This is a genomic window from uncultured Flavobacterium sp. (genome assembly GCF_963922255.1).
Taxonomy (GTDB): Bacteria; Bacteroidota; Bacteroidia; order Flavobacteriales; family Flavobacteriaceae; genus Flavobacterium.
Genome location: NZ_CAWUIC010000008.1, coordinates 88,375 through 111,552, shown reverse-complemented (window position 1 = coordinate 111,552; position 23,178 = coordinate 88,375). Strand labels below are relative to the sequence as shown.

Sequence of the window (23,178 nt, the reverse complement as noted above, 5' to 3'; positions counted from 1 at the left end):
AATCAATTAAATTTTAATATAATAAAAGTTAATTTTGCCCTAACAACAATTTTTATGTCTTTTTCTAACTCTTTAATTCATTGGTATTTACAAAACAAAAGGGATTTGCCTTGGAGAAATACTACTGATGCATACACAATTTGGCTCTCAGAAATCATTTTACAACAGACTAGAGTTGCGCAAGGATTACCTTATTTTGAGTCATTTATTAATGTTTTTCCAACTGTTTTTGAATTAGCTAGGGCTTCTGAAGAGCAAGTTTTGAAATTATGGCAAGGATTAGGTTATTATTCTAGAGCAAGAAACCTTCATGCTACAGCAAAATTTGTAGTTGGTGAATTAAATGGAGAATTTCCAAATTCTTATCATGAATTACTAAAATTAAAAGGAATTGGTGAGTATACAGCAGCTGCAATTGCATCTTTTTCGGCTAACGAAAATGTAGCTGTATTAGATGGAAATGTTTACAGGATTTTAGCGAGATATTTTAATGTTCATAATGACATTTCTATTTCCTCCACAAAAAAAGTGTTTCAAGAATTAGCTAAAGAAGTGCTTCCTGAAAAAGATACTCCTATATATAATCAAGCAATTATGGAATTTGGTGCTTTGCAGTGTGTTCCAAAAAGTCCGAATTGTTCAGTCTGTGTTTTGAATGATAGTTGTGCTGCTTTGCAATATAAAACTGTTGATATCTTGCCAATCAAATCTAAAAAAACAAAAGTCACAAATCGGTACTTTAATTATATTGTTTTTGAAGATATAGAAGAAAGAACTATAGTGAAACAAAGAATTGAAAAAGGAATTTGGCAAAATTTATATGAATTTCCGGTTATTGAATCTAAATCTAGTCTTGAAAGCCAAGAATTAATTAAATTGATTCGTCAGAAATATTCTGAAATTAAAAACATTACAGTTTTACCCACTTTTGATATTATTCATAAACTATCACATCAAACTTTACATATTCAATTTGTTAAAGTTCAAATATCAACTAAAATAGAAAATGGCATTTCAATTTCTGATTTACAAAAATTGCCTTTTCCGATAGTTATTCATAACTTTATAGAAAGATATTTCAGCTAATTAAAATATTTTGGTACATTTGATATAATTAAAATTATAAGCCATGAGCGGAACGTTAAACAAAGTTATGTTAATAGGTCATTTAGGTGACGAAGTAAAAATGCACTATTTTGATGGTGGAAATTGTATAGGCAGATTTCCATTAGCCACAAACGAAATATATATCAATAAAAGTACAGGAGAAAAAATCACTTCTACAGAATGGCACAACTTGGTAGTTCGCAATAAAGCAGCCGAAATTTGCGAAAAATATTTATCAAAAGGAGATAAAATTTATGTAGAAGGAAGAATAAAATCTAGAAACTGGCAAGCTGAAGATGGTTCTACAAAATATACTACAGAAATTCAAGTAACAGAATTTACTTTTTTGAGTACAAAGAAAGATTCTGAAGCCAACAAGCAAAATTTTACGTCAAATGAAAATGATGCCATAAAAAAGACTAATTTTGACGCAGAAAATGGAGAGCCAAATCCAAAAGATGATTTGCCTTTTTAATGTTTAACTAATACCTACTAATTTGGACTCAGATCCTTCCAGTTTTATAAACACAATAGATTTTAGTTTAGTTTTTGGGCTAATTGGTGTAGCCTTTTTATTGTTGTGTTCTGCATTTATTTCAGGTTCAGAAGTAGCTTTGTTTTCTCTTGATCAAAAAAGTCTTGATGATTTAGAAGCAAATGATAGTCATAAAGGAAAATTAATTTCCGATCTTTTAGACAGACCAAAAAAATTATTAGCTACTATATTAATAGCTAATAACTTCATAAATATTGGAGTTGTAATTCTTTTTTCATCTATAAATGAGAAATTATTTAAAGCGATAACATCACCAATGCTTCAATTTTTAGTTGAAGTAATTCTTTTAACTTTTTTAATCTTACTTTTTGGAGAGGTTTTGCCAAAAATCTACGCAAGTAGAAACAATGTGTCCTTTTCTAAAATGGTAAGTATTCCAATTGCTTTTTTGAACAGATTGCTAAGTCCTATTAGTGTTCCAATGCGAAATATTACAGTTTATATTGAAAAAAAGTTTAGTGTTCAAAAATCCAATTTTTCGGTTGACCAATTGTCACAAGCACTTGAATTGACGGATCAAAAAGAAACCACATCAGACGAACAAAAAATATTAGAAGGAATTGTAACCTTTGGTAATACTGATGTTAAGCAAGTAATGAGTCCAAGAATTGACATTTTTGCTCTGGAAATTACTGAAAGTTTCAAAGAAATAATGCCAAAAATTGTAGACAAAGGATATTCAAGAATTCCTGTTTACAAAGAAGGAATTGATCATATTGAAGGTGTTTTATTTATCAAAGATTTGATTCCTTATATCGATCATAAAGATTATGAATGGCAAACGCTATTGAGAGATCCTTTTTTTGTGCCAGAAAATAAGAAATTAGACAACCTTTTGAAAGAATTTCAAGGTATGAAAAACCACCTTGCAATAGTTGTTGATGAATATGGTGGAACTTCTGGATTAGTTTCATTAGAAGATATTTTAGAAGAAATAGTTGGTGATATTAGTGATGAATTTGATGATATTGACTTAAATTTCACTAAAATTGATGATAAAAATTATCTTTTTGATGGAAAAGTCAGTTTAAAGGATTTTTACAGAGTTATTGATGTTGATGAAGAGAAGTTTGAAAATGCTAAAGGTGAAGCAGAAACCCTAGCGGGTTTTATTTTAGAAATTTCAGGTAATTTTCCTCGAAAAAATGCCAAGTTAATTTTTGATGCTTATAAATTTACTATTGAAAGTGTTGACAAACGTAGAATAAAACAGGTAAAAGTTACGTTACTATAACAAACAAATTAAAATGAATAAATTTTTTGCTCTTGTTGGATTAGCTATTGGTTTGCAATCGTGTAATGATGATGCAGTTCCAAGACCAACAAGTCAGTTACGTTTAGAATATCCAACACCTGAATACAATTCCAAAGAATCAAAATATCCTTTTTCACTTGATGTGAATGATTTTTCAACTATTGAATCTAAGGAAAATGGAGCAGTGGAAATTCATTATCCAAAAATGAAAGCAACCGTTTATTTGAGTTACAAACCTGTAAATAATGATTTAGAACAATTATTGACTGATGCGCAAAAATTAACTTACAAACTTCATGTAATGAAAGCTGACGAAATCATTGAACAACCTTACATTAATCCTGATAAAAAGGTGTATGGTATGTTTTACACTGTTGGTGGTGATGCTGCTTCAAATGCATTATTTTACGCAACAGACAGTACCAAAAACTTCGTAACAGGAAGTGTATATTTCTACGCAAAACCTAATTTTGATTCTATTTTACCAGCTTCAAGTTATATTACTAATGATATGAAAACGATGTTGGAATCTATTAAATGGGAGAAATAGTTTTTGAATTTAGAAGTCAGAATTTAGAATTTAGAAAGTGAATTTTCGACTAGAAACTACAACTTATAACTAATTGTCAACATAAAAATTCTAGGTAAAATAAATGTTGTGTTATTTGAAATTAAGAAATCTGAAAACGAATTGTTGATGATTTTTCCATTATTTAAATAGTTTTGCGCTCTAAATTCAAATGTAAATGGATTGTCTTTTTTGTGGTATAAAAGAGAAGCATTCGCAACATTAAATTTAGAGTTTTGATTGTTACTATTTTCATTAAATGTAATTTCATAGTCTGTTTTGAAGGTGAAACTTTTTAAGAAATCGATGTCAAAGTCAAAATTGAAAGAATCGGTTTCAAAGGAAGATTTTGTTAAACCATTAAATTGACTAAATCCTTTGTCATAACCAATACTGATACTTGGCCATTTTTTAGAAGCAGTTCTTATGTTTATACCAACGTTTTGACTATTTCTATCATTTGAAGTGAAAATTCCATTTAAATTTTGGAAATAGTTAAACCAACTCAAATTTGAATTTAATCTGAACTTAAAACGATAAATTTTCTTTTCAACTGAACCATTAACTCTCCATGTAGTTTCTGGATTATCGGTTAAAATTGGAGTTGTAAACTGATTGATTCCTTCTAATTCGATAGCGTTTCTTGTGGTTTTGGTTTTCTTAGTATAATTAATATTTCCAAAAACCATCAAACCTCTATACATACTCATTCTATTGTATCTCAAACTTGCACTATGAAAACGTTCGTTGTTTAATAAGGCATTTCCCTTAAAAACAGAGTTGTATCCTTGCAATGTAAATCGGTCTAACAATTGAGAAGCTCCAGGAAAATCATTGTTTAGTGTGTAGTTGAATTTTAAAGATTCGGAACTGTTAAATTCATATTCACTATTCCATTGCGGTTCAAACAGATTTTTATTGATGACATAATCATCTGTAATTTGCTTGGTTTTTAAGAGATATGAATGCAAGTAAATTCCAGGTTTGTTGACCCATTTGCCTATTTTGAATTTATATTCAAACCCAATGAAAATATCGTTTAAAATATAATCTAAATCATTGCCAAAACCGTTTAAAGCAAAATCATTGATGGAGCCATCTGAAAGAAATTGTTTTTCAGAAATCTGTACTGATGAATTTTCAATATTAGCACCAACATTGGTATAAATATGATTAAAATTATTCAGAATCCAATAGTGTTTTAGTAAAGCATCAACCGCATTGTTTTTTATTTCTTTAATTTGATTGATGTTGTAAAATGTGTCGTTTTGCAACGGAATTAGTCCTGTTAAGAACTCAGTGTCTGTTAGCCAAGTATTTTGAGGTTTACTTTTCTCGTATGTATGATTTACAACCAAAGTTGTTGTGTGATTAATGTTTTTGTACTGTTTGTGCCATTCCACAAATTGCTTTAAACTTGAATTATCAGCTTTGTTGATGGTTTCAAAAGTTGAAAGTGTATTGTCTCTGTCAGAATTGATAAAGTTGTTAATATCGTTGTTGCTGGCTTGAAATTGCACGTTGTAATATACTTTTTGCGATTTATTTGGTGTGTAATTTAGTTTTACATTTCCAATACCTAAAAGTGTTTTGTTTTCACCATTTGAAGTTTTGTTTTCTAATGTAAAACTATTGTTTTGTAAATATTCATTGGTAGTTATTGAAGAACTTGCCGTGAATAATTTTGAAAAAATACCAAAACCATCTACATCTAATTTTGAATTTATTTCTTGACGGAAATTTAAAGCTGCAAATTGCGATTTGTTTTCCACCACATTTTGATTATCCATTGAAAAAGAATACAAATTTGTTAGTGATTTTCTACCTGAAAGAAAACTACTCACACCACCTTGAAAACGCATCATATCTTGAAACGTAAAGGTGCTTTTGCCAATATTATTGAGATCACCTATAAAACTAACATTCGTTTTTGGACTGTAATAAAACAAAGCACTGTGTAAAAGATGATAACCATTATCATTAGCAACTTCTGCACCAGCATCTACATCGCCAAAGAGAAATTTCTTTTTGTCTTCTTTAAGTTTAACGTTCATGGCTAAATCTTCGCTATCCGAAACCTGTTTTAGAAAACCAACTTCATTGAAATTGTCAATAACTTCAATTTTATCTAAAGCATCCGCAGGAATATTTTCTACAGCTAGTTTTGAACCACCACCAAAAAAAGTTTTACCTTCCACAAGCATTTTGGTTACTTTTTTACCTTGAAGGGTTACACCACCATCTTTATCAACTTCTACACCAGGTAATTTTTCTAAAACCTCTTTCATTTTGCGTTCGCTACCTTTTGCAAAGGCAGCAACATCATAAATGAGTGTGTCTTTTTTTACGATTATGGGTTTGTATTCGTAGTTGATGACAATTTCTTTGAGTTCTTCTCCTGTTTCTTGTAGAATGAAATTGTGTGTTTTTAATTCACTGTTAGGTTCAATTATAAGTACTTGGTCTTTATAACCTATATAGGAAACTTTAATTTCATATTTAACACTACTCTTTAAAACCAATTTAAACCTACCTAAATGATCTGCAATAGCAAACTTTAAACCAGCATTATCTTGCAAGGGTTTTGCGATTACATTGGCTCTTTCTAGTGGATTGTTTAGGGAGTCTGAAACGATGCCTGTTATGGTCCTTTCTTGGGAGAAGGAGGTAAGAGATAATAGTATTAAAATGAGACAATTAATTTTGTTTTTTGTCTTCAACTTTTGTTTTTTGATTAAGTATTCTTTGTTTTAAAATATTTTCATACTCATTAAATTCAATTTTTTTTGTTGATTCAGGTATTTCAATATTATTTTTTTTAAATTCAATTTTTTTTACTCCATATGTAATGTTTTTATCTTGTAATTCTAAAATTAATCCAGGTAAACCGCAATAGCCATTTGGTCCAAAGCTGTAAGGCAGTTCAGGGCAAAACCAAGCAGTTACAATCCTTTTTACTTCTTTACCTTTTCTGTTTATACTTTTTAGAGTGTATTCTGATTTATAGCAAGTAAAACCATTTATAATTTTAGATTCATTATATATTAACCAATCATTATAATATTCTTTTATGACTAGAAACTCATTTTTTTTAAACATTCCATATTTATTTTCAGTAAAAAAAAATATTTTTTTTAAAAAGGAATTCATATAGATGGGATTTATATAATTACACCAAGATAAAGCAATTTCTACATCTTTAGATTCATTTATTTCCATGAAATCTAATAATTCAAATTTAGATATTGAATCATTAAATTTTAAAGAAAAAACTAGATAATCAGAACCTTTTACAGCACTATTTAGTATTTTCTTTATTGAATTATTTTTAATTGTTGTGTCATTTTCAATTTTTATATGATAAAATATTTCACCAGATTTTTGTGAAAAGGAATAAATGCTAAAGAATAATATAATTAAATGTTTTTTCATTTGTTTTTAAAATAATTAGGGTATCTGAATTACTAGATACCCCTTAGTTAAAATTTATCCACCATACATTTCATCTAAACAAGCTTCCCATGCATGATTTGCAACAGCATTAGCTTCTGCAAATGTTGCACCGTAGTAATCCATTAAAAAATCAACGTCATCGCTCCACTGATCGGTGCAAGGTGTTTCGCTTTCTTTTACTTTCTCCAATTGATTATTTAACTTCTCTTCACCACCAGTATTTGCCATACCAGCAAAAGAGAACGCTATTAGTGCTACTGCACTAAACATAAATTTTTTCATTTTTAAATGTTTTTAAAATTAATAATTTTTTTGATACAAAATTATTTCTCGAGATATTTTGTTTTACAAATATGAAAAAAAAAAAAAATGACTTTGCAAGTTTTATATGTGTTAATTATCGTACAAATATGCTTTTAATCTAATTTACGGTTTAACCATAATTTTGAAAAGGTTTAACCGTATTTGACTTTGAAATTATTTTATGATTTTTAGTTTTTAAGTATTTAATTTATGAATAGGTTAGTAATTTTTAAAGGTTTTTAAAGAATCTGCAACGATGCCTGTTATGTTTCTTTCTTGGGAGAAGGAGAGAAGTGAAAAGAAAAGTGTAATAAAAAAATTAGATGTTTTTTTGCATAAAGCACATAAAATGGTATTAACAAATTAAAACCTTAGTTTATTAATTTTAATCTATTCCTTATTTTTAAATCTATTCTCCATTATTTCACTAATCTTTTTATTATATTCAAAATAAGTTATTACTTTTCCTTTTTTTGGAAGTTCTAAAAATTCGTTACTATCAAAATTTATATTTATTTTTTCAGCTCCAAACAAGTTATGTCTTACTTGTAGTTGAAGAATTAAACCGGGTAAACCACCATAACCAGCTGGGCCATATTGAAAAGGGATTTCTGGACAATACCACGCAATTACTGGATGATGAAATTCACCATATGAATTTTTTACAACATACTCTGTTGTTGCTTTATAACACTCATATCCATCAATTATTATTTTTTCATTAGTCAATTTCCATTTATTTTCTAAACTATCTATTATTAAGAATTCGTTTTCCTTAAATAATCCTTCACTGTTATTTTGATAAGTTTTATTTTTAAAAATAAACTTTTCTTTCCTGCAATTACTTGCAGAAATAGCACCGTCAATATCGAGTCCATCCTCACTTAATGTTTCTTGTAACTTAAATTTAGCGATGGAATCATTAAAGTCTAAATTAAATTTTAATTTGTGGGCAGCTTTTATTTTATTTAAAAAACCTTCTTTTAGTATGTCGTTTTTTAACATAACATCATCTTCTAGTATTTTATAGTTGTAAGTGATTCGCACATTTTGGCTAAAACATGTAATACTCAAAAAAAATAAAAGGATAACTTTTTTCATATTTTTATATTATAAATTTGATTTTATAAGAAAAGTATTTTTGCAATTGTATAATAAAAGTAATCGGGTATAACCCGATTACCAAAATACTAAAACTCTTATGCTGGAGCTGTAAGTTTAGAAATACATTTTCTATAAGTTTTTGAACTTTCTTCATATGCTTCCTCATCAGAAGCTCTAGATTTTTTGTAAGCATTCCAAATATCTTCTGCTTACTGATCACATTCGTTCCAAATGACAATTTTGTTATTTTCTTCTTTAACCTCAAATTTCTCTTCCCCAATAGTATTAGCCATATCAGCAAAAGAAAATGCTACTAGTGCAACTGCACTAAACATAAATTTTTTCATAATTTAGTTTTTAAAATTAATAATTTTTTTGTTACAAAATTATTTCTGCAGATATTTTGTAAGACAAATATGAAAAAAAATAACTTTGCAAGTATTTAGTGCGTTAGTTATCGTACAAATGTGCTTTTAATCCAATTTACGGTTTAACCGTAATTTTGAAAAGGTTTTGCCGTATTTGGTTTTATAATTTTTAGTTTTTTTATGTATTTAATTTATGAATAGGTTAGTGCTTTCTAAAGGTTTGTTTAAAGAATTTGATACTATGCCTGTTAGGGTTCTTTCTTGGGAGAAGGATAAAGCTGTAAGTAGGAAAAAGATATAAAACTTTAACATTAAGTATTATCTAAATTAAATTTTTAAAGTTATTAAAGCCCAAAGCTTTTCTTGATTTTATTAAGCTCTGAGTATTCTTCGTCTATTGAAATTATTTTTAATTTAGGAATTGTAATTTCTTTTGTAGATTCTATATATTCTATTTTTTTTAAATAAAATTTAAGGGTTGAGTTTTTTTGAGAAGCTTCAAAAACTAAACCTGGCAAACCTAAGAATTCTGAAGGGCCACAATAATTATTAAACTGAGGACAATACCAAGCTTCATATTCAATTTCTTTTTTTATACTTGAGTCTGACTTGTAAATTTTGGTTTTACCTGTAGCTTTATAACAAATATATCCATCAATTTCTTTAGTTTCATTTTGTAAATTCCATTGTATTGAATCTTTTTCAAACTTGATTAATTTGTCGTTAATTAAATTTCCTTTTTTATAGATTGCATTTTTTTTAAAGTCATAAAAAAATGTATTACCTCCGCCAAATGTTATAGCTGTTTTGTTAAAGACATTGTCTTGTAATGTTTCATGATATTCAAATTTTGCATAATCTTTTTCAATTGTCAAAATGTATTCGACTTTATCAATAGATTTTTTTAAATCCAATAAATAATTTACTGCTTTTGATTCATTAATGTTGTTTATCCTTGTGCTATCAGTAGAGACAGTAAATAATTTGCCATAATAAATTTTTAAAGTTTTATGTTCTTGGGAATATGTTGTAATTCCAATTATAAGGAATAAGTAAATTAATATTCTATTCATGATTTTTTTATTAAAACTGATCAGTTATTAAGAAATAACTGATCAGCATTGTTTAAAAATTTAATTGCCGTGATTAGCTTCACAATCAGCAAGTGCGTCTAAATGCAAATTAAGTTCAGTTTCAAAGGACATCTCAAAAAGCAAGATTGCTTTTACAGCCTTCACCACCTTGTTAGCTGCGTCCATACAATCTTCTATACCAGGAGCAGTCTTTAATTCTAAATTACTTTTTATTTCCAATTCCTCTTCTCCACCAGTATTAGCCATACCAGCAAAAGAGAACGCTACTAGTGCTACTTACTGCACTAAACATAAATTTCTTCATTTTTAATTGTTTTTAAAATTAATAATTTTTTTGGTTACAAAACTATTTCTGCAGATATTTTGTAAGGCAAATATGAAAAAAAAAAAAAATGACTTTGCAAGTATTGAGTGTGTTAGTTATCGTACAAATAGGCTTTTAATCTAATTTACGGTTTAACCGTAATTTTGAAAAGGTTTAACCGTATTTGGCTTTGAAATTATTTAATGATTTTTAGTTTTTAAATATTTAATTTATGAATAGCTTAATAATTTTTAAAGGTTTTTAAAGAATCTGAAACGATGCCTGTTAGGGTTCTTTCTTGGGAGAAGGAGAGAAGAGTAAAAAAAAGAAAACAAATGCTTGTTTTATTGGCATTGTAATTAATCTTTTAATTTTTTTTAATAATCGATTCATCAATTTTCTATAAGAGTGCTTTTAACTTCATTATCTCTTTTTTTAATTTCATCATCAGAAATCACTTCTCCTTTGTTTGGTTTTTTAATCTTTATCTCATCTATATCGAATTCTATTTTGTCTACAATAAATCCACAATTTTTTTCATGAAGTTGTAAAATTAAACCAGGTAAACCAGAATATCTTATTGGTCCAAGTGAAACAGGAATTTCTGGACAATACCAAGCTTCTACTTTCCATGGAAATTCTCTTCCTTTCCATTTTTGAATATAAGTATATGTTGCTTTTAAACATTTATAACCGTTAATTTGCTTTTCCTCATTTGTCAATTTCCATTCAATAAAACTTGCTCTTTTCTTTTTTAAAATTATACCAAATGAATATTCTTGTTGTTCAATAAGAGAATCTGTTTCTCTGTTAATATAGAATTCATCTAAACCATAAAATAAACCTATAATATACTTTTTTCGATTTTGATTTTCATAATCTGAAATTAAATTACTTGATAAATAAAATAATGATTCTTCTTTATTGAAGTCTAAATTAAAAAAAAGCATTTTCGCCATCATTTCTTCATCTAACGCTTCTTGATATTCTATCCTATTTTTTTTCTTCAATTCTTCAGTCGCAATTGACTCAGAAAAGTAAGATTTATACGTAACCCTTCCTTTTGTTTGTGAAAATGTGGATTGGTTTATTAAAAGTAATAGTATAACAATAATCTTATTCATCTTTAAATCTATCTTTCATTAATTCGCCAATTTTGTTGTTGTATTCATCATATGAAATTACTTTTCCTTTTGAAGGAAGAATAATTGGCTCTTCAATCTTATGATATAAAACAATTTTTTCAACATAAAAAACATTATTCCTCACTTGTAATTCAAGGATTAAACCAGGTAATCCACCGTAACCTGAAGGTCCGAATGCATAAGGTAATTGAGGGCAAAACCAAGCTGTAACAGGATGTCTAAATTGTCCTTTTGAATTGATTACAATATATTCGCTAGTTGCTTTGTAACACTCATAACCATCAATAATTTTTGATTCAGCCTCTAATGTCCAATTTGTATTTAGACTATCAATAATTATGTATTCATTCTTTTTAAACAAACCTACCGAATTACTTCTGTAAACTTTATCATCATAAATATATTTTTCTTCTTTACAATTGCAAATAGCAATAGCCATATTTGTATTACTCTCTTCAATACTCATTGCTTCTTGTATCTTGAATCTAGCAAGAGTGTCATTGAATTCTAAATTCAATTTAAGGTGTTTTGCTTCTTCCATACCTTTTTCAAATAATTTGCCTAAACTTTCATTATTTGTTAACTTTTCATCTTCCAAAATTTTAAAATTATAAACCACTAATTTGTCTTGTGAAAAACATTGAAAGGAAATAAAAAGCAAAATAAATAGATTCTTCATACATTGATTTTTTTGATAACGTAAAAAATTGAAAAGTTAGTATCAAATATAAATAAAAAAAATCCTACGATTGCAGGATTTTTAAATTCTATAAATATATTCTAATTGACTATGACTTCACTTTAGAAACCTTATATAATTCTCCACCAGCAACTCCTTCAACAGTTTTTGTAAGTTTTTCTTGGTTTAATTTATCGGCATCATAAGTAACAGTTGCTGTTTTTGACTCAAAATCTACTTTTGCTTCAGTAACGCCATCTAATTTATTTAGTTTGCTTTCAATTAAACTGGCACAACCTATTTCACAAGTCATTCCTTCTATTTCAAAAGAAGCCATTTGCGGATTAACAACAACTGTGTTTGTAGTGTCTTGTTCAATAGCTTGAATTTCTTCTGATGATGAACTGTTTTCGTCTTTACAGCTTACTAATAAAAGACTTATTGAAGCGATAAATAAGGATTGTTTTATTATATTCATGATAAAATTGATTTTATTATATTTTTACAAATATACGATTTCTGTGATTTTTAAATGTTACAATTATCACAAACAAAAAGAATTGTTTAATCCATAAAATTTGAAAATAAAGCCGCATTTTTGCATTGTAATAAGTCTTGAATACTGAAATTAATTCAGCATAAATATGGAAAACAATAAAAAGTGGTATTTGCTCATCTTTTTGGGTTGCGTTTGGGGAAGTTCTTTTTTACTAATGAAATTAGGATTACAAGGTGTAAATCCAATTCAAATGGGAAGTTTGCGAATCTTATTTGCGGCTGCTTTTTTAGTTGTCGTTGGATTTAAACATATTGCAAAAATCCCTTCACACAAGTGGAAGTACATTGCTTTAACTTCTATGTTTGGTACGTTTTTGCCTGTTTATTTGTTTGCACTTGCTTTGTCTAAAATTGATGGCTCAATAAGCTCTATTTTAAATTCATTAACACCTTTAAATACTTTACTTGCAGGTATTCTATTTTTTAAAATGGATGTGCAAAGAAGGCAAATTTTTGGAGTAATTATAGGTTTTGTGGGTTGTGTGTTGCTAGTTTTATTTGGTGAAGGTGAAAACACAACTGAGAATTATTATTATGCTTTATTAATTGTTTTAGCTTCTGTTTTTTATGGTGTTAATGTTAATTTGATTAAAAAATATTTATCAGATTTAAAGCCATTGACCATTAGTACTGGAAATTTTTTGATTATGTTAATTCCTGCTTTAATGGTGCTTTATTTTTCAGGTTTTTTTGAGATTGCTCATGAACCTAAAGTAATTACTTCTCTTGGTTATATTGCTATTTTAGGGATCGTTGGCACAGGTTTGTCTAACATCTTGTTTTTTAGGTTAATTCAATTATCATCACCTGTTTTTGCTTTTTCTGTGACTTATTTAATTCCAGTTGTGGCAATAATGTTAGGTTATTTTGTAATGAATGAAACATTGTCTTTTGTGCAAGGAATTGGAGCTTTAGTGGTTCTTTTAGGAGTTTATTTTTCAAGTAGAAAATAACTTGATTGAAATAAAAAAAAATGCCATTCTTTTTACGGAATGGCATTTTAATTTTGTTATATGAAGATTTATTCAAAATCTTGGGCAGTAACACCTTCGTTAATTTTTACATCTTGAGTTATGAATTCTAAATCCATTCCAACATTCATTACAGTGTTGTAGGGGAATTTAATTCCTTTAACTTCTTTGTAATCATTAAAGTTAGTTACTTGTGTTCTTGTTTGACCACCTTGTTCTTGTTCTATAGATTCAGCAACTTTTAATCCAGATTTTACATCATACATCATTGTTTTTTTACCTAATGTTAATGCATAAGCATCTGAACCATTTACTGTTTCAATTCCTTTTAAAACAACATCTTTATTGTTTACTAATAACAGTTCAGGAAACGTATAAGCTGATTCTTGCATTTCTCTTAAATCATCACCTTCAAGGACTTTTTTCTGTCCTTGTTGTGTCATATATCCACCTTTGTCGTTGACAACCATTTTCATTACAGTCATTCCTGACATAGCAATTTCCGATGACATTTTGTTATCGTTAGAAGTTTTAGTTGTCATTTGTAATTCTTGTCCTTGAACAGAAGCTTTAGAGCTAATTAAAGTTGTTTTTACTGCTTTTAAAGCTTTTTCTCCACCAATTGCATTGATATAGTTTTCTAAAACAGTCTTTGCTGTAACTCCTTTAGGAATTTCTTTTTTGATAACTGGTTTATCTACTTTATTTCCAAAACGATCATAATACATTACAGGTATTCCTGACTTTTCTAATCCTGGTAAAACATCAGCTGCTTTTCCTACCACAACAATTCTTAAATTGTCTGCTAAAAAGTATTTGTTTGCTGCAGCTTTAATATCTTCTGCAGTTACTGCGTTGATATTTTTGATGTAATTTTCATAAAAATCATCAGGTAAATTTTGAGTTTCTTTGTTTAAAGCATAGAAAGCTACTGTTTCTGGTTTCTCAATTTGCATTACAAAGTTTCCAACATATTTAGCTTTAGCATTTTTTAAATCTTCATCTGAAACTAAATCAGTTCTCATTCTTTTTACTTCGTTCAATATTTCAACAATTGCACTATCAGTAACTGAATTTCTAACAGAAGCCCCAGCTCTAAATTTCGAAGTGTATTTTCCTGATCCAATTGAAGAATATGAACCATATGTCCAACCATGCTTCTCACGTAAGTTTAAAAATAACCTACCTTCACCACCACCACCAAGAATTTGGTTAGCTAAAAGAGCTGCATAATAATCTTTATTTGTCATTTTTAAATTTGAAGTATTTATCACAGCAATTTCAGATTGAACTGCATTTGACATATCTACAAAATTAATTTGGTTGTATTGAACATCTTTTGGTTCTGTATAACTAAGAGAAGGAGCTGTTGCTTTTTTCCAACCTTTAAACGCTTTTTCAACTTGTTTTTTGATGTCTTTTAATTTAACATCTCCAATGATTACTAAATAAGCATTTTCAGGAACGAAATAAGTATCGTAGTTTAGTTTTACATCAGCAAGAGTAACATTGTTTAATGTTGTTTCGCTTAAAAATTCTCCTCTTGGATGATTTTTTCCATATACTAAAATGTTTTCCACTCTTCTAGCATTTGCGGTTACGTTTTTCTCATCTGACTTTAAACTCTCAATCATTTTTGACTTTTCTTTGTCAAATTCTTCTTGAGTAAATTTAGGTTCTAAACAACCTTCAGCCATTAATTCTAATATCCTTTCTGAATATTTTGATAAACCGCTTGCTCTTGCGCCACTTGAAGAAAAGTTAATGTTGGCTCCTAAGAAGTCGATTTCTTCATTAAATGCTTCTTTAGATGTTTTTTCAGTTTCATTTCCAATCATTGAGCTTAACATATCGTCAACACCTTTTTTGTTTCCTTCTGTATAAGGAGTGTTGTCAATAGTTAAGGTGTAAGAAACTCTTGGTAATTTTGCGTTTTCAACTACTAATACTTTCAAACCATTTTTAAGTTTAAAAGATTCAGGTTTTTTAATGTTTATACTTGGAGCTGGACCAGATTTTGGCATCGGTCTATCTTGAGCCGTCATTGTTGTCATAAAGAACAAACTAGTTACTATATATAATAATTTTTTCATGATATGTGTTCTTATTTTTGAGTTTTATCAGTTGCTGGCATGTAGTTTAAAAGTAATCTTTGATTTGTATTCAAATATTTCTTAGCTACATCTCTAATTTCTTCTTTAGTGATTGATTTATAAATATCTAATTCAGTATTGATTAAGTTTACATCACCATATAACATATAATAGGTAGCTAAATTACTTGCGATTCCTTCTACACTAGTGTTACTGTTTACATATTGATTTTCAAAAATATTTCTCAATTTTTCTAAATCTTTATCAGAAATTAATTCTGTTTGAACTTTTACAATTTCTTCATCAATTTCTCTATTGATGTCTTCTTGTGTAAAACCTTCCATTGGAATTCCTAATAAAATATACATACTATAATCTTCTTGGCTGAAGTTAAAAGCAGCTATCTGAAGAGCCATTTTCTTCTCGTCAACTATTTTTTTGTAAAGTACAGAGCTTTTTCCATCAGATAAATATGTTGATAACATATCCAAAACTCTAGCTTCTCTAGTTTTCATTGATGGGGTTCTGTATGTTTGAACAAACATAGGTTTTTGAATGTTTGGATCTTCCCAAGTAGCATTAATTGTTTGTGTAATAGGAGCTTCCTCAACTTTGTTTCTTTTAATAGGAGTTCCTTTAGGGATTGCACCAAAATATTTTTCAATCCATTGTTTAGCTTGACCTTTTTCAAATTGACCTGCAACTACCAACACAGCGTTATTTGGAATATAGAACTTTTTATTAAAAGCTTGAAACTCTTCTAAAGTTGCTGCATCTAAATGTTCCATTTCACCAATAGTTGTCCATCTATAAGGGTGAGTTTTGAATAAATTTTGTTTTACGGCCTTGATTAAGTTACCATAAGGTTGATTGTCTACACGTAGTCTTTTTTCTTCTTTTACCACTTCGTTTTGAGTGTCAACACCAATCTGGTTAATTACAGGATGCATTAATCTTTCAGATTCCATCCATAAAGCTAATTCTAAATTGTTTGATGGAAAAACTTCGTAGTAATATGTTCTGTCGTCAGAAGTGTTTGCATTGTTTTGACCACCATTAGCAGTAACTATTTTAAACCATTCACCTCTTTCTATGTTTTTTGTACCTTCAAACAAAAGATGTTCAAAAAAGTGAGCAAAACCTGTGCGGTCTGGTTGTTCGTCTTTAGCACCTACATGGTACATTACAGACGTAATAATTACGGGTGCAGAATTGTCTTGATGAAGAATAACATGTAAGCCATTGTCTAAATCAAATTCTTCAAAAGCTACGTTTTGAGCGGTAGATATACTTCCTGTCATAAGCATTGCGCTTAAAGCTATTAATGATTTTTTCATAAAATGAAGTTATTGTTTTTTATAAGTTGCTAATTTCGTAAAAATGTTACAGTTTTTAATAAAAAATCTATTAAAAAAATAATTGTGCTAATGTGTTGTTAATATACTAATTAGTTGTATATTTGCAACCTTAAAAAATAATTTAAACACATTGTTATGTACGCAATCGTAGAGATAGCAGGGCAACAATTTAAAGTTAGCAAAGACCAAAAAGTTTTTGTACACCGTTTATCACAAGATGAAGGAGCGAAAGTTTCTTTCGATAAAGTTCTTTTGTTAGACGATAATGGTACAGTTACTTTAGGCGCCCCAGCTATAGAAGGTGCTTCTGTTGAAGCCAAAGTGTTAAGCCACTTAAAAGGAGATAAAGTAATCGTTTTCAAAAAGAAAAGAAGAAAAGGTTACAAAAAGAAAAATGGTCATAGACAATCTTTCTCTCAAATCGTAATTGAAGGAATTTTAGCATCTGGTTCTAAAAAAGCTGCTCCTAAAAAAGAAGAAGCAAAAAAAGAAACTCCAGCTAAAGCTCAAAAATTAGTTGAAACTCCAGTTGAAAAAGCTCCAAAAGCAAAAGCAACTAAAAAAGGAGATGATTTGAAATTGATTGAAGGAGTTGGTCCTGTTGCTGCTAAAGTATTAGTTGCTGCTGGTATTGACACTTTTGCAAAAATGGCTAAAACAAAAGCAGAAAAAGTAAAAGAAATTTTAGACGCTGCTGATGCTAAAGTACAACATTTAGATCCAACTACTTGGGCGCAACAAGCTCAATTAGCTGCTGATGGTAAAATGGACGAATTAAAAAAATTACAAGACGAATTAAACGGTGGTAAAGCTGTTTAATTTGAATATTAACTTATAAAACCAAAACATCATGGCTCACAAAAAAGGTGTCGGTAGTTCGAAGAATGGTAGAGAATCAGAATCGAAACGTTTAGGCGTTAAGATTTATGGTGGACAAGCTGCAATTGCTGGTAACATTATCGTAAGACAAAGAGGTTCTAAACACAATCCGGGTGAAAACGTTTACATGGGTAAAGATCATACTTTACATGCAAGAGTTGACGGAGTGGTTAAGTTTCAGAAAAAAGGAGAGAACAAATCTTTTGTATCTGTAGTTCCTTTTGAAGCATAATTAGTTAAACTTCAGAAATAAAAAAATCCCAAACTTTAATTAGTTTGGGATTTTTTTTAGTCATATGTCTTAAATACAAGAAGTTTAAACATATCGTTATTGTGAAAACAATCGAATCCTTTGCAGTATAAAAAATTGTGTGAGTTTTTCTTTCTAATAAATGCCCAAAAGAAAACCCTCACATCGCTGCAAGGGTTTCTATAGTCTTAATGCTTAATACTTTCGTCTTAATACTAATATCTGTAATATTCTGGCTTAAATGGTCCTTCAACTGGTACTCCAATATATTTAGCTTGATCTGGTCTTAATTCTTCTAATTCAACACCTAATTTAGCTAAGTGAAGAGCTGCAACTTTTTCATCTAAATGTTTTGGTAACATATAAACTTCGTTTTTGTATGCTGCAGAGTTAGTCCATAATTCGATTTGAGCTAGAGTTTGATTTGTAAATGAATTACTCATTACAAAACTTGGGTGTCCTGTAGCACAGCCTAAATTTACTAAACGACCTTCAGCTAAAATAATGATATCATTGCCATTGATAGTATATTTATCAACCTGAGGTTTGATTTCAACTTTTGAAGCTCCGTGATTTTTATTCATCCAAGCCATATCAATTTCGTTGTCAAAGTGTCCAATGTTGCAAACAATAGTTTTGTCTTTCATTTTTTCGAAATGAGAACCAAGAACAATATCTTTGTTTCCTGTTGTTGTAATGATAATATCAGCATTGGCAACAACCGTATCTAATTTTTTAACTTCAAAACCGTCCATTGCAGCTTGTAATGCACAAATAGGATCAATTTCTGTTACAGTTACAATTGAACCAGCTCCTCTAAATGAAGCAGCTGTCCCTTTTCCAACATCACCATATCCACAAACTACAACTCTTTTTCCAGCTAACATAATATCAGTTGCTCTACGAACTGCATCAACTGCAGATTCTTTACAACCATATTTGTTATCGAATTTAGACTTAGTAACTGAATCGTTCACGTTGATTGCAGGAATATGTAATGTTCCGTTTTGCATTCTTTCGTATAAACGGTGAACTCCTGTAGTAGTTTCTTCAGAAAGCCCTTTAATATCTTCGATTAATTCAGGGAATCTATCAAAAACCATATTTGTTAAATCTCCACCATCATCAAGAATCATGTTTAATGGCTTTCTATCTTCACCAAACCATAGAGTTTGTTCGATGCACCAATCAAATTCTTCTTCGTTTAAACCTTTCCAAGCATACACTGGAATTCCAGCAGCAGCAATAGCAGCAGCAGCATGATCTTGAGTTGAGAAAATGTTACAAGAAGACCAAGTAACGTCAGCTCCAAGAGCTACTAATGTCTCAATTAAAACAGCAGTTTGGATAGTCATATGTAAACAACCAGCAATTCTTGCTCCTTTTAAAGGTTGGCTTGCACCATACTCTTCTCTTAAGGCCATTAATCCTGGCATTTCAGCTTCAGCTAATTCAATTTCTTTTCTTCCCCAATCTGCTAAAGTGATATCTTTAACTTTATAAGGTACATAAGTTGATGTTTTTGTGCTCATCTATTGTATATTTGTATTATTAATTTGAAAGTGCAAAGGTAAGTAATTCCTTTTTATTTACTAATTATTTCACTTATTTTGTGAATTGTTTAGTAGTTTAATCGTTTGAAATTCAGTAAAATATTCAATGCCAATCCATAAAACACTACATTTAAATAACTCAACTTCAATATACGTTTGGAAAATTGAAGAGGAATTTAATTCGCTTTTTAGATCAATTCCCTTAAAAGATACTTCTTTAGCACGCTTGGAATCTATGAAAGATGTAAAGCATCAAAATGGTTTTTTAAGTATTAGACATTTGTTGAAAGCAGCTGGTTATGATGATTTTGATTTGTTTTATGATGAAAAAGGAAAACCTCATTTAAAAGATGGTAAAGAAATCTCGATTACACATTCCTTTGATTTTTCAGCTATAATAATTAGTGATAAAAAAGTTGGAATTGACATAGAATTAAGAAGAGATAAAGTCCAATTAATTGCTAAAAAATTTGTGGATATAGAATTTAATTATATTCAAAAAGAGGACAAACAATATACAAATTTATTGACAGTTGTTTGGGGAGCAAAAGAGTCTATTTATAAATTATATAATCAAAAAGGATTGTTTTTTATTGAAAATATAATTGTCCATCCATTCAAAATGATTGATGATAAAGGAACTGCTGAAGTCAATTACAAGAATAGAAAATCACTTTATAATTTTGCATTTGAAGAAATAGAAAATTATACTTTAGTGTATGCATTAGAACAAGTTGAAAATGCATAAAATTTACCAAGAAATACTTGCTGCAAAAGAAAATAGCCAAAAATTATTAGCTATATTACTTGATCCTGATGATATTAAATTGGAAATTCTAGATGTTTTAATTTCAAAAATCAATCAATCTCCTGCTACTCACATTTTTGTTGGTGGAAGTATAGTGGAAACGAATAAAATAGGTGAAATAATTCAAAAAATAAAACAAAATTGTAGTTTACCAATTCTATTATTCCCAGGAAATCCTTCTCAAATTTCTAAAGACGCAGATGGGATTTTGTTTCTGAATTTGATTTCTGGTAGAAATCCAGAATATTTAATCGAACATCAAGTTAATGCGGTTCCAATTATCGAAAAAACCATTTTAGAAGTTATTTCAACGGGTTATATTTTAGTGGAAAATGGCAAGCAAAGTGCTGTGGAACGCGTAAGTCAAACCAAACCTTTAGATAGAAACGATATTGAGTACGTTTGTCAAACCGCAAAAGCCGGTGAATATATGGGCAACAAATTAATTTATCTTGAAGCTGGAAGTGGTGCAGAAAAGCCAATTCCATTAGAAATGATTAAATCAGTTTCAAATAAAATAAACATTCCATTGATTGTTGGTGGTGGAATTAGAACTAAAACAAGAATAGAAAACGCATTTAAAGCAGGAGCAGATTTGGTTGTAATCGGAACAGCTTTTGAAAATAATCCTAATTTTTTTGAAGAATGATAGAGTTTTTATTTTCCCAATATAGCGATTATGAGCCTTTCGATATAGCTTTAGAAATAATAGCTATTTTATTTGGACTAGCAAGTGTTCTATTCGCTAAAAAAAACAATATTTTAGTGTTTCCAACTGGAATAATCAGTACAATTATTTTTGTTTATTTACTTAATAAATGGGGTTTAGTAGGTGATATGTTGATCAATGGATATTACACAACTATGAGTGTTTATGGTTGGTATATTTGGACAAGAACAACAGATGACAAACCTGAATTTCCTATTTCTCGAATGAAAACAAAGGAATATTATCAAGGATTTGTTATTTTTATTTTTACAATGCTTTTTGTTGTTGCGGTATATAAATATTTTGATAAATTTACAAGTTGGACCGCATATGTTGATACTTTTACAACAGGGGTTTTCTTTGTAGGAATGTGGCTAATGGCAAAACGAAAAATAGAAAATTGGTTGATTTGGATAATTGGTGATTTAGTTTCACTACCTTTATATTTTTACAAAGGATATACTTTTACAAGTATTCAATATGCAATCTTTACAATAATTGCAATTTATGGTTATTTAGAATGGAAGAAAAATTTACTGAAAGAGACATAAGAAAAATTCAAGAAAAAGGAATTTCAATTGATAAAATCGTACAACAACTTCAATTCTTTACTAATGGAATATCCAAAGTAAATCTTGAAAAATCAGCAACTATTGGAGATGGAATTTTAATTTTTTCTTCAGAAGAAATTGAAAGTTTATGCCAATTTTTTGATAGTAATAAAGAAAAAAAAGTCATTAAAAAATTCGTTCCTGCTTCTGGTGCTGCTAGTAGAATGTTTAAGTTTTTAATTGAATTTTTAGCCGAATTTGATTTTGAAAAAGGAACAATTAACTCCTATATAAATCACCACAAAGAACATGATTTGCCAGTTTTTATTGTCGGACTTAAAGATTTTCCATTTTACAGACAAATAAAAAATAAGGTTTTCGAATTAAATCCTAATTATTATGATTTAGAAAAAGATGAAAAAGATTATTTATTTATTAAAACACTTTTGTCATCAGAGCATTTTGATTTTGCCAATAAACCAAAAGGTATTTTGCCATTTCATATTAAAGGAGATTCTGTTTTGTCACCGGTTGAGGAACATTTAAATGAAACAATTTTCTATAAAAAAGAAGGTAAAAAAGCTAAAGTTCATTTTACAATTTCAAAAGAACATCAAAAACAATTTGAAAATATTACGAATAAATATCCACATGTAGATGTTTCATATTCTTTTCAAAAGGAATCAACAGATACTATTGCTGTAAATTTAGACAATTCTCCTTTTAGATTAGAAGATGGAAGTTTATTATTTAGACCAGGTGGACATGGAGCATTGATTGAAAATTTAAATCAATTAAAATCAGATATAATTTTTATTAAAAATATAGATAATGTTTCTCAAAACCACATTTCTGATATTGTAAAATATAAAAAGGTTCTAGGAGGATTGTTGCTAAAAACTCAACAACAGATTTTTGAATACTTAGAAATATTAGAAACTAAAAATCTTTCTAATGAACTAATTATTGAAATCGAAATATTTGCTAAAGAAAAACTTAATATTATTTTACCAATTGATTTTGATAAATTCCAATCAGAATATAAAATCGAATTACTTTTTAATGAGTTAAATAGACCCATTCGTGTTTGTGGAATGGTGAAAAATGAAGGTGAGCCTGGTGGTGGTCCTTTTTGGGTTAAAGGAGAAAACGGACTTTCATCTTTGCAAATTGTTGAAACTTCACAAATCAATTTAAAAGACAAAGAACAAAGGAAAATTGTTGAATTAGCAACTCACTTTAATCCTGTTGATTTGGTTTGTGGCATTAAAGATTATAAAAACAATAAATTTGATTTAACACAGTTTGTGGATTCAAATACGGGATTTATTGTTGAAAAAAACAAATTTGGTAAACCTGTAAAATCATTTGAATTACCTGGTTTATGGAATGGAGCCATGGCAAAGTGGATTACAATTTTTGTGGAAGTTCCTTTGTCAACATTTAATCCTGTAAAAACCGTAAACGATTTATTGAAGCCTTCGCACCAACCTGAAGATAAAGAAACATAAA

24 protein-coding genes are annotated in these 23,178 nt (G+C 28.9%); 11 read left to right on the top strand and 13 right to left on the bottom strand.

Features of this window, described 5'->3' with window-relative positions; all coding sequences use genetic code 11:
- Positions 1-54: 54 nt before the first annotated feature.
- From mutY to gldD, 4 genes are read left to right on the top strand one after another with little or no spacing between them, the layout of a single operon-like run.
- The gene (gene mutY / locus AABJ49_RS08240; protein WP_338377802.1) at positions 55-1,086 is read left to right on the top strand and encodes an A/G-specific adenine glycosylase; all 1,032 of its coding nucleotides are present in this window, start codon (positions 55-57) and stop codon (positions 1,084-1,086) included.
- Between the two features lie 43 nt (positions 1,087-1,129).
- A complete protein-coding gene (gene ssb / locus AABJ49_RS08235; RefSeq protein WP_338377801.1) occupies positions 1,130-1,582 on the top strand; it encodes a single-stranded DNA-binding protein in 453 nt (150 codons plus the stop codon).
- Between the two features lie 22 nt (positions 1,583-1,604).
- Complete coding sequence (locus AABJ49_RS08230; protein WP_338377800.1) at positions 1,605-2,897, top strand: gliding motility-associated protein GldE; 1,293 nt, start codon at positions 1,605-1,607, stop codon at positions 2,895-2,897.
- 13 nt (positions 2,898-2,910) lie between these two features.
- On the top strand, positions 2,911-3,468 hold the full coding sequence (gene gldD, locus AABJ49_RS08225) for a gliding motility lipoprotein GldD (RefSeq protein WP_338377799.1): 558 nt from the start codon (positions 2,911-2,913) through the stop codon (positions 3,466-3,468).
- 56 nt (positions 3,469-3,524) lie between these two features.
- On the opposite strand, the gene AABJ49_RS08220 is transcribed toward gldD, so the two are convergent.
- The 10 genes from AABJ49_RS08220 to AABJ49_RS08175 form a co-directional block, all read right to left on the bottom strand.
- Positions 3,525-6,206: a carboxypeptidase-like regulatory domain-containing protein gene (locus AABJ49_RS08220; protein ID WP_338377798.1), complete on the bottom strand. Its 2,682-nt coding sequence runs from the start codon at positions 6,204-6,206 to the stop codon at positions 3,525-3,527.
- A complete protein-coding gene (locus tag AABJ49_RS08215) occupies positions 6,184-6,918 on the bottom strand; it encodes a GLPGLI family protein (RefSeq protein ID WP_338377797.1) in 735 nt (244 codons plus the stop codon). The genes AABJ49_RS08220 and AABJ49_RS08215 overlap by 23 nt, the downstream gene beginning before the upstream one ends.
- Positions 6,919-6,972: 54 nt before the next feature.
- Positions 6,973-7,209, bottom strand: a complete 237-nt coding sequence (locus AABJ49_RS08210; RefSeq protein WP_338377796.1) for a hypothetical protein — start codon at positions 7,207-7,209, stop codon at positions 6,973-6,975.
- A gap of 423 nt (positions 7,210-7,632) precedes the next feature.
- On the bottom strand, positions 7,633-8,343 hold the full coding sequence (locus AABJ49_RS08205; RefSeq protein ID WP_338377795.1) for a GLPGLI family protein: 711 nt from the start codon (positions 8,341-8,343) through the stop codon (positions 7,633-7,635).
- 212 nt (positions 8,344-8,555) lie between these two features.
- On the bottom strand, positions 8,556-8,681 hold the full coding sequence (locus AABJ49_RS08200) for a hypothetical protein (protein WP_338377794.1): 126 nt from the start codon (positions 8,679-8,681) through the stop codon (positions 8,556-8,558).
- 377 nt (positions 8,682-9,058) lie between these two features.
- A complete protein-coding gene (locus AABJ49_RS08195; protein WP_338377793.1) occupies positions 9,059-9,787 on the bottom strand; it encodes a GLPGLI family protein in 729 nt (242 codons plus the stop codon).
- Positions 9,788-9,847: 60 nt separating this feature from the next.
- Complete coding sequence (locus AABJ49_RS08190; RefSeq protein ID WP_338377792.1) at positions 9,848-10,054, bottom strand: hypothetical protein; 207 nt, start codon at positions 10,052-10,054, stop codon at positions 9,848-9,850.
- Between the two features lie 450 nt (positions 10,055-10,504).
- Positions 10,505-11,236 carry a GLPGLI family protein gene (locus tag AABJ49_RS08185; RefSeq protein WP_338377791.1) on the bottom strand — a complete coding sequence of 244 codons (732 nt, stop codon included), beginning with the start codon at positions 11,234-11,236 and terminating at the stop codon, positions 10,505-10,507.
- Positions 11,229-11,936 (bottom strand): GLPGLI family protein, encoded by a 708-nt coding sequence (locus AABJ49_RS08180; protein WP_338377790.1) that lies wholly within the window; start codon positions 11,934-11,936, stop codon positions 11,229-11,231. Before AABJ49_RS08180 ends, AABJ49_RS08185 begins: the two co-directional genes overlap by 8 nt.
- Before the next feature lie 109 nt (positions 11,937-12,045).
- On the bottom strand, positions 12,046-12,414 hold the full coding sequence (locus AABJ49_RS08175) for a heavy metal-associated domain-containing protein (protein ID WP_338377789.1): 369 nt from the start codon (positions 12,412-12,414) through the stop codon (positions 12,046-12,048).
- Positions 12,415-12,580: 166 nt separating this feature from the next.
- Here AABJ49_RS08175 and AABJ49_RS08170 point away from each other — a divergent pair, with 166 nt between their 5' ends.
- Positions 12,581-13,447 carry a DMT family transporter gene (locus tag AABJ49_RS08170; protein WP_338377788.1) on the top strand — a complete coding sequence of 289 codons (867 nt, stop codon included), beginning with the start codon at positions 12,581-12,583 and terminating at the stop codon, positions 13,445-13,447.
- Positions 13,448-13,515: 68 nt separating this feature from the next.
- Here the strand turns inward: AABJ49_RS08170 and AABJ49_RS08165 are convergent, their stop codons facing one another.
- Together AABJ49_RS08165 and AABJ49_RS08160 are read right to left on the bottom strand one after the other, a co-directional pair.
- Positions 13,516-15,558, bottom strand: a complete 2,043-nt coding sequence (locus tag AABJ49_RS08165) for a pitrilysin family protein (RefSeq protein ID WP_338377787.1) — start codon at positions 15,556-15,558, stop codon at positions 13,516-13,518.
- A gap of 11 nt (positions 15,559-15,569) precedes the next feature.
- Positions 15,570-16,895 carry a pitrilysin family protein gene (locus AABJ49_RS08160; protein WP_338377786.1) on the bottom strand — a complete coding sequence of 442 codons (1,326 nt, stop codon included), beginning with the start codon at positions 16,893-16,895 and terminating at the stop codon, positions 15,570-15,572.
- A gap of 156 nt (positions 16,896-17,051) precedes the next feature.
- Between AABJ49_RS08160 and rplU the strand changes: the two genes are divergently transcribed.
- Positions 17,052-17,735 carry a 50S ribosomal protein L21 gene (rplU, locus tag AABJ49_RS08155; RefSeq protein WP_338377785.1) on the top strand — a complete coding sequence of 228 codons (684 nt, stop codon included), beginning with the start codon at positions 17,052-17,054 and terminating at the stop codon, positions 17,733-17,735.
- A gap of 31 nt (positions 17,736-17,766) precedes the next feature.
- Positions 17,767-18,027 (top strand): 50S ribosomal protein L27, encoded by a 261-nt coding sequence (gene rpmA / locus AABJ49_RS08150; RefSeq protein WP_338377784.1) that lies wholly within the window; start codon positions 17,767-17,769, stop codon positions 18,025-18,027.
- A gap of 233 nt (positions 18,028-18,260) precedes the next feature.
- On the opposite strand, the gene ahcY is transcribed toward rpmA, so the two are convergent.
- Complete coding sequence (gene ahcY / locus AABJ49_RS08145) at positions 18,261-19,577, bottom strand: adenosylhomocysteinase (RefSeq protein WP_338377783.1); 1,317 nt, start codon at positions 19,575-19,577, stop codon at positions 18,261-18,263.
- Positions 19,578-19,704: 127 nt separating this feature from the next.
- On the opposite strand from ahcY, the gene AABJ49_RS08140 reads away from it, so the two are divergent.
- Genes AABJ49_RS08140 through AABJ49_RS08125 form a run of 4 tightly spaced genes read left to right on the top strand, consistent with a single transcriptional unit; the run spans position 19,705 to position 23,177 of the window.
- A complete protein-coding gene (locus AABJ49_RS08140; protein ID WP_338377782.1) occupies positions 19,705-20,346 on the top strand; it encodes a 4'-phosphopantetheinyl transferase superfamily protein in 642 nt (213 codons plus the stop codon).
- Positions 20,339-21,055 carry a geranylgeranylglyceryl/heptaprenylglyceryl phosphate synthase gene (locus AABJ49_RS08135; protein ID WP_338377781.1) on the top strand — a complete coding sequence of 239 codons (717 nt, stop codon included), beginning with the start codon at positions 20,339-20,341 and terminating at the stop codon, positions 21,053-21,055. The genes AABJ49_RS08140 and AABJ49_RS08135 overlap by 8 nt, the downstream gene beginning before the upstream one ends.
- Positions 21,052-21,666 carry a nicotinamide riboside transporter PnuC gene (gene pnuC, locus AABJ49_RS08130; protein ID WP_338377780.1) on the top strand — a complete coding sequence of 205 codons (615 nt, stop codon included), beginning with the start codon at positions 21,052-21,054 and terminating at the stop codon, positions 21,664-21,666. Before AABJ49_RS08135 ends, pnuC begins: the two co-directional genes overlap by 4 nt.
- A complete protein-coding gene (locus AABJ49_RS08125) occupies positions 21,636-23,177 on the top strand; it encodes a DUF4301 family protein (protein ID WP_338377779.1) in 1,542 nt (513 codons plus the stop codon). The genes pnuC and AABJ49_RS08125 overlap by 31 nt, the downstream gene beginning before the upstream one ends.
- Position 23,178 lies beyond the last annotated feature (1 nt).

Excerpts from the sequence above, each read along its gene's own strand:
- AABJ49_RS08180 (WP_338377790.1), bottom strand. The coding sequence starts at position 11,936 with ATGAAGAATCTATTTATTTTGCTTTTTATTTCCTTTCAATGTTTTTCA.
- rplU (WP_338377785.1), top strand. The coding sequence starts at position 17,052 with ATGTACGCAATCGTAGAGATAGCAGGGCAACAATTTAAAGTTAGCAAA.
- AABJ49_RS08165 (WP_338377787.1), bottom strand. The coding sequence starts at position 15,558 with ATGAAAAAATTATTATATATAGTAACTAGTTTGTTCTTTATGACAACA.
- rpmA (WP_338377784.1), top strand. The coding sequence starts at position 17,767 with ATGGCTCACAAAAAAGGTGTCGGTAGTTCGAAGAATGGTAGAGAATCA.
- AABJ49_RS08190 (WP_338377792.1), bottom strand. The coding sequence starts at position 10,054 with ATGGCTAATACTGGTGGAGAAGAGGAATTGGAAATAAAAAGTAATTTA.
- AABJ49_RS08200 (WP_338377794.1), bottom strand. The coding sequence starts at position 8,681 with ATGTTTAGTGCAGTTGCACTAGTAGCATTTTCTTTTGCTGATATGGCT.
- AABJ49_RS08205 (WP_338377795.1), bottom strand. The coding sequence starts at position 8,343 with ATGAAAAAAGTTATCCTTTTATTTTTTTTGAGTATTACATGTTTTAGC.
- mutY (WP_338377802.1), top strand. The coding sequence starts at position 55 with ATGTCTTTTTCTAACTCTTTAATTCATTGGTATTTACAAAACAAAAGG.
- AABJ49_RS08170 (WP_338377788.1), top strand. The coding sequence starts at position 12,581 with ATGGAAAACAATAAAAAGTGGTATTTGCTCATCTTTTTGGGTTGCGTT.
- AABJ49_RS08175 (WP_338377789.1), bottom strand. The coding sequence starts at position 12,414 with ATGAATATAATAAAACAATCCTTATTTATCGCTTCAATAAGTCTTTTA.
- ahcY (WP_338377783.1), bottom strand. The coding sequence starts at position 19,577 with ATGAGCACAAAAACATCAACTTATGTACCTTATAAAGTTAAAGATATC.
- AABJ49_RS08210 (WP_338377796.1), bottom strand. The coding sequence starts at position 7,209 with ATGTTTAGTGCAGTAGCACTAATAGCGTTCTCTTTTGCTGGTATGGCA.
- AABJ49_RS08140 (WP_338377782.1), top strand. The coding sequence starts at position 19,705 with ATGCCAATCCATAAAACACTACATTTAAATAACTCAACTTCAATATAC.
- AABJ49_RS08185 (WP_338377791.1), bottom strand. The coding sequence starts at position 11,236 with ATGAATAAGATTATTGTTATACTATTACTTTTAATAAACCAATCCACA.
- pnuC (WP_338377780.1), top strand. The coding sequence starts at position 21,052 with ATGATAGAGTTTTTATTTTCCCAATATAGCGATTATGAGCCTTTCGAT.
- gldD (WP_338377799.1), top strand. The coding sequence starts at position 2,911 with ATGAATAAATTTTTTGCTCTTGTTGGATTAGCTATTGGTTTGCAATCG.
- ssb (WP_338377801.1), top strand. The coding sequence starts at position 1,130 with ATGAGCGGAACGTTAAACAAAGTTATGTTAATAGGTCATTTAGGTGAC.
- AABJ49_RS08195 (WP_338377793.1), bottom strand. The coding sequence starts at position 9,787 with ATGAATAGAATATTAATTTACTTATTCCTTATAATTGGAATTACAACA.
- AABJ49_RS08160 (WP_338377786.1), bottom strand. The coding sequence starts at position 16,895 with ATGAAAAAATCATTAATAGCTTTAAGCGCAATGCTTATGACAGGAAGT.
- AABJ49_RS08215 (WP_338377797.1), bottom strand. The coding sequence starts at position 6,918 with ATGAAAAAACATTTAATTATATTATTCTTTAGCATTTATTCCTTTTCA.
- AABJ49_RS08135 (WP_338377781.1), top strand. The coding sequence starts at position 20,339 with ATGCATAAAATTTACCAAGAAATACTTGCTGCAAAAGAAAATAGCCAA.
- AABJ49_RS08125 (WP_338377779.1), top strand. The coding sequence starts at position 21,636 with ATGGAAGAAAAATTTACTGAAAGAGACATAAGAAAAATTCAAGAAAAA.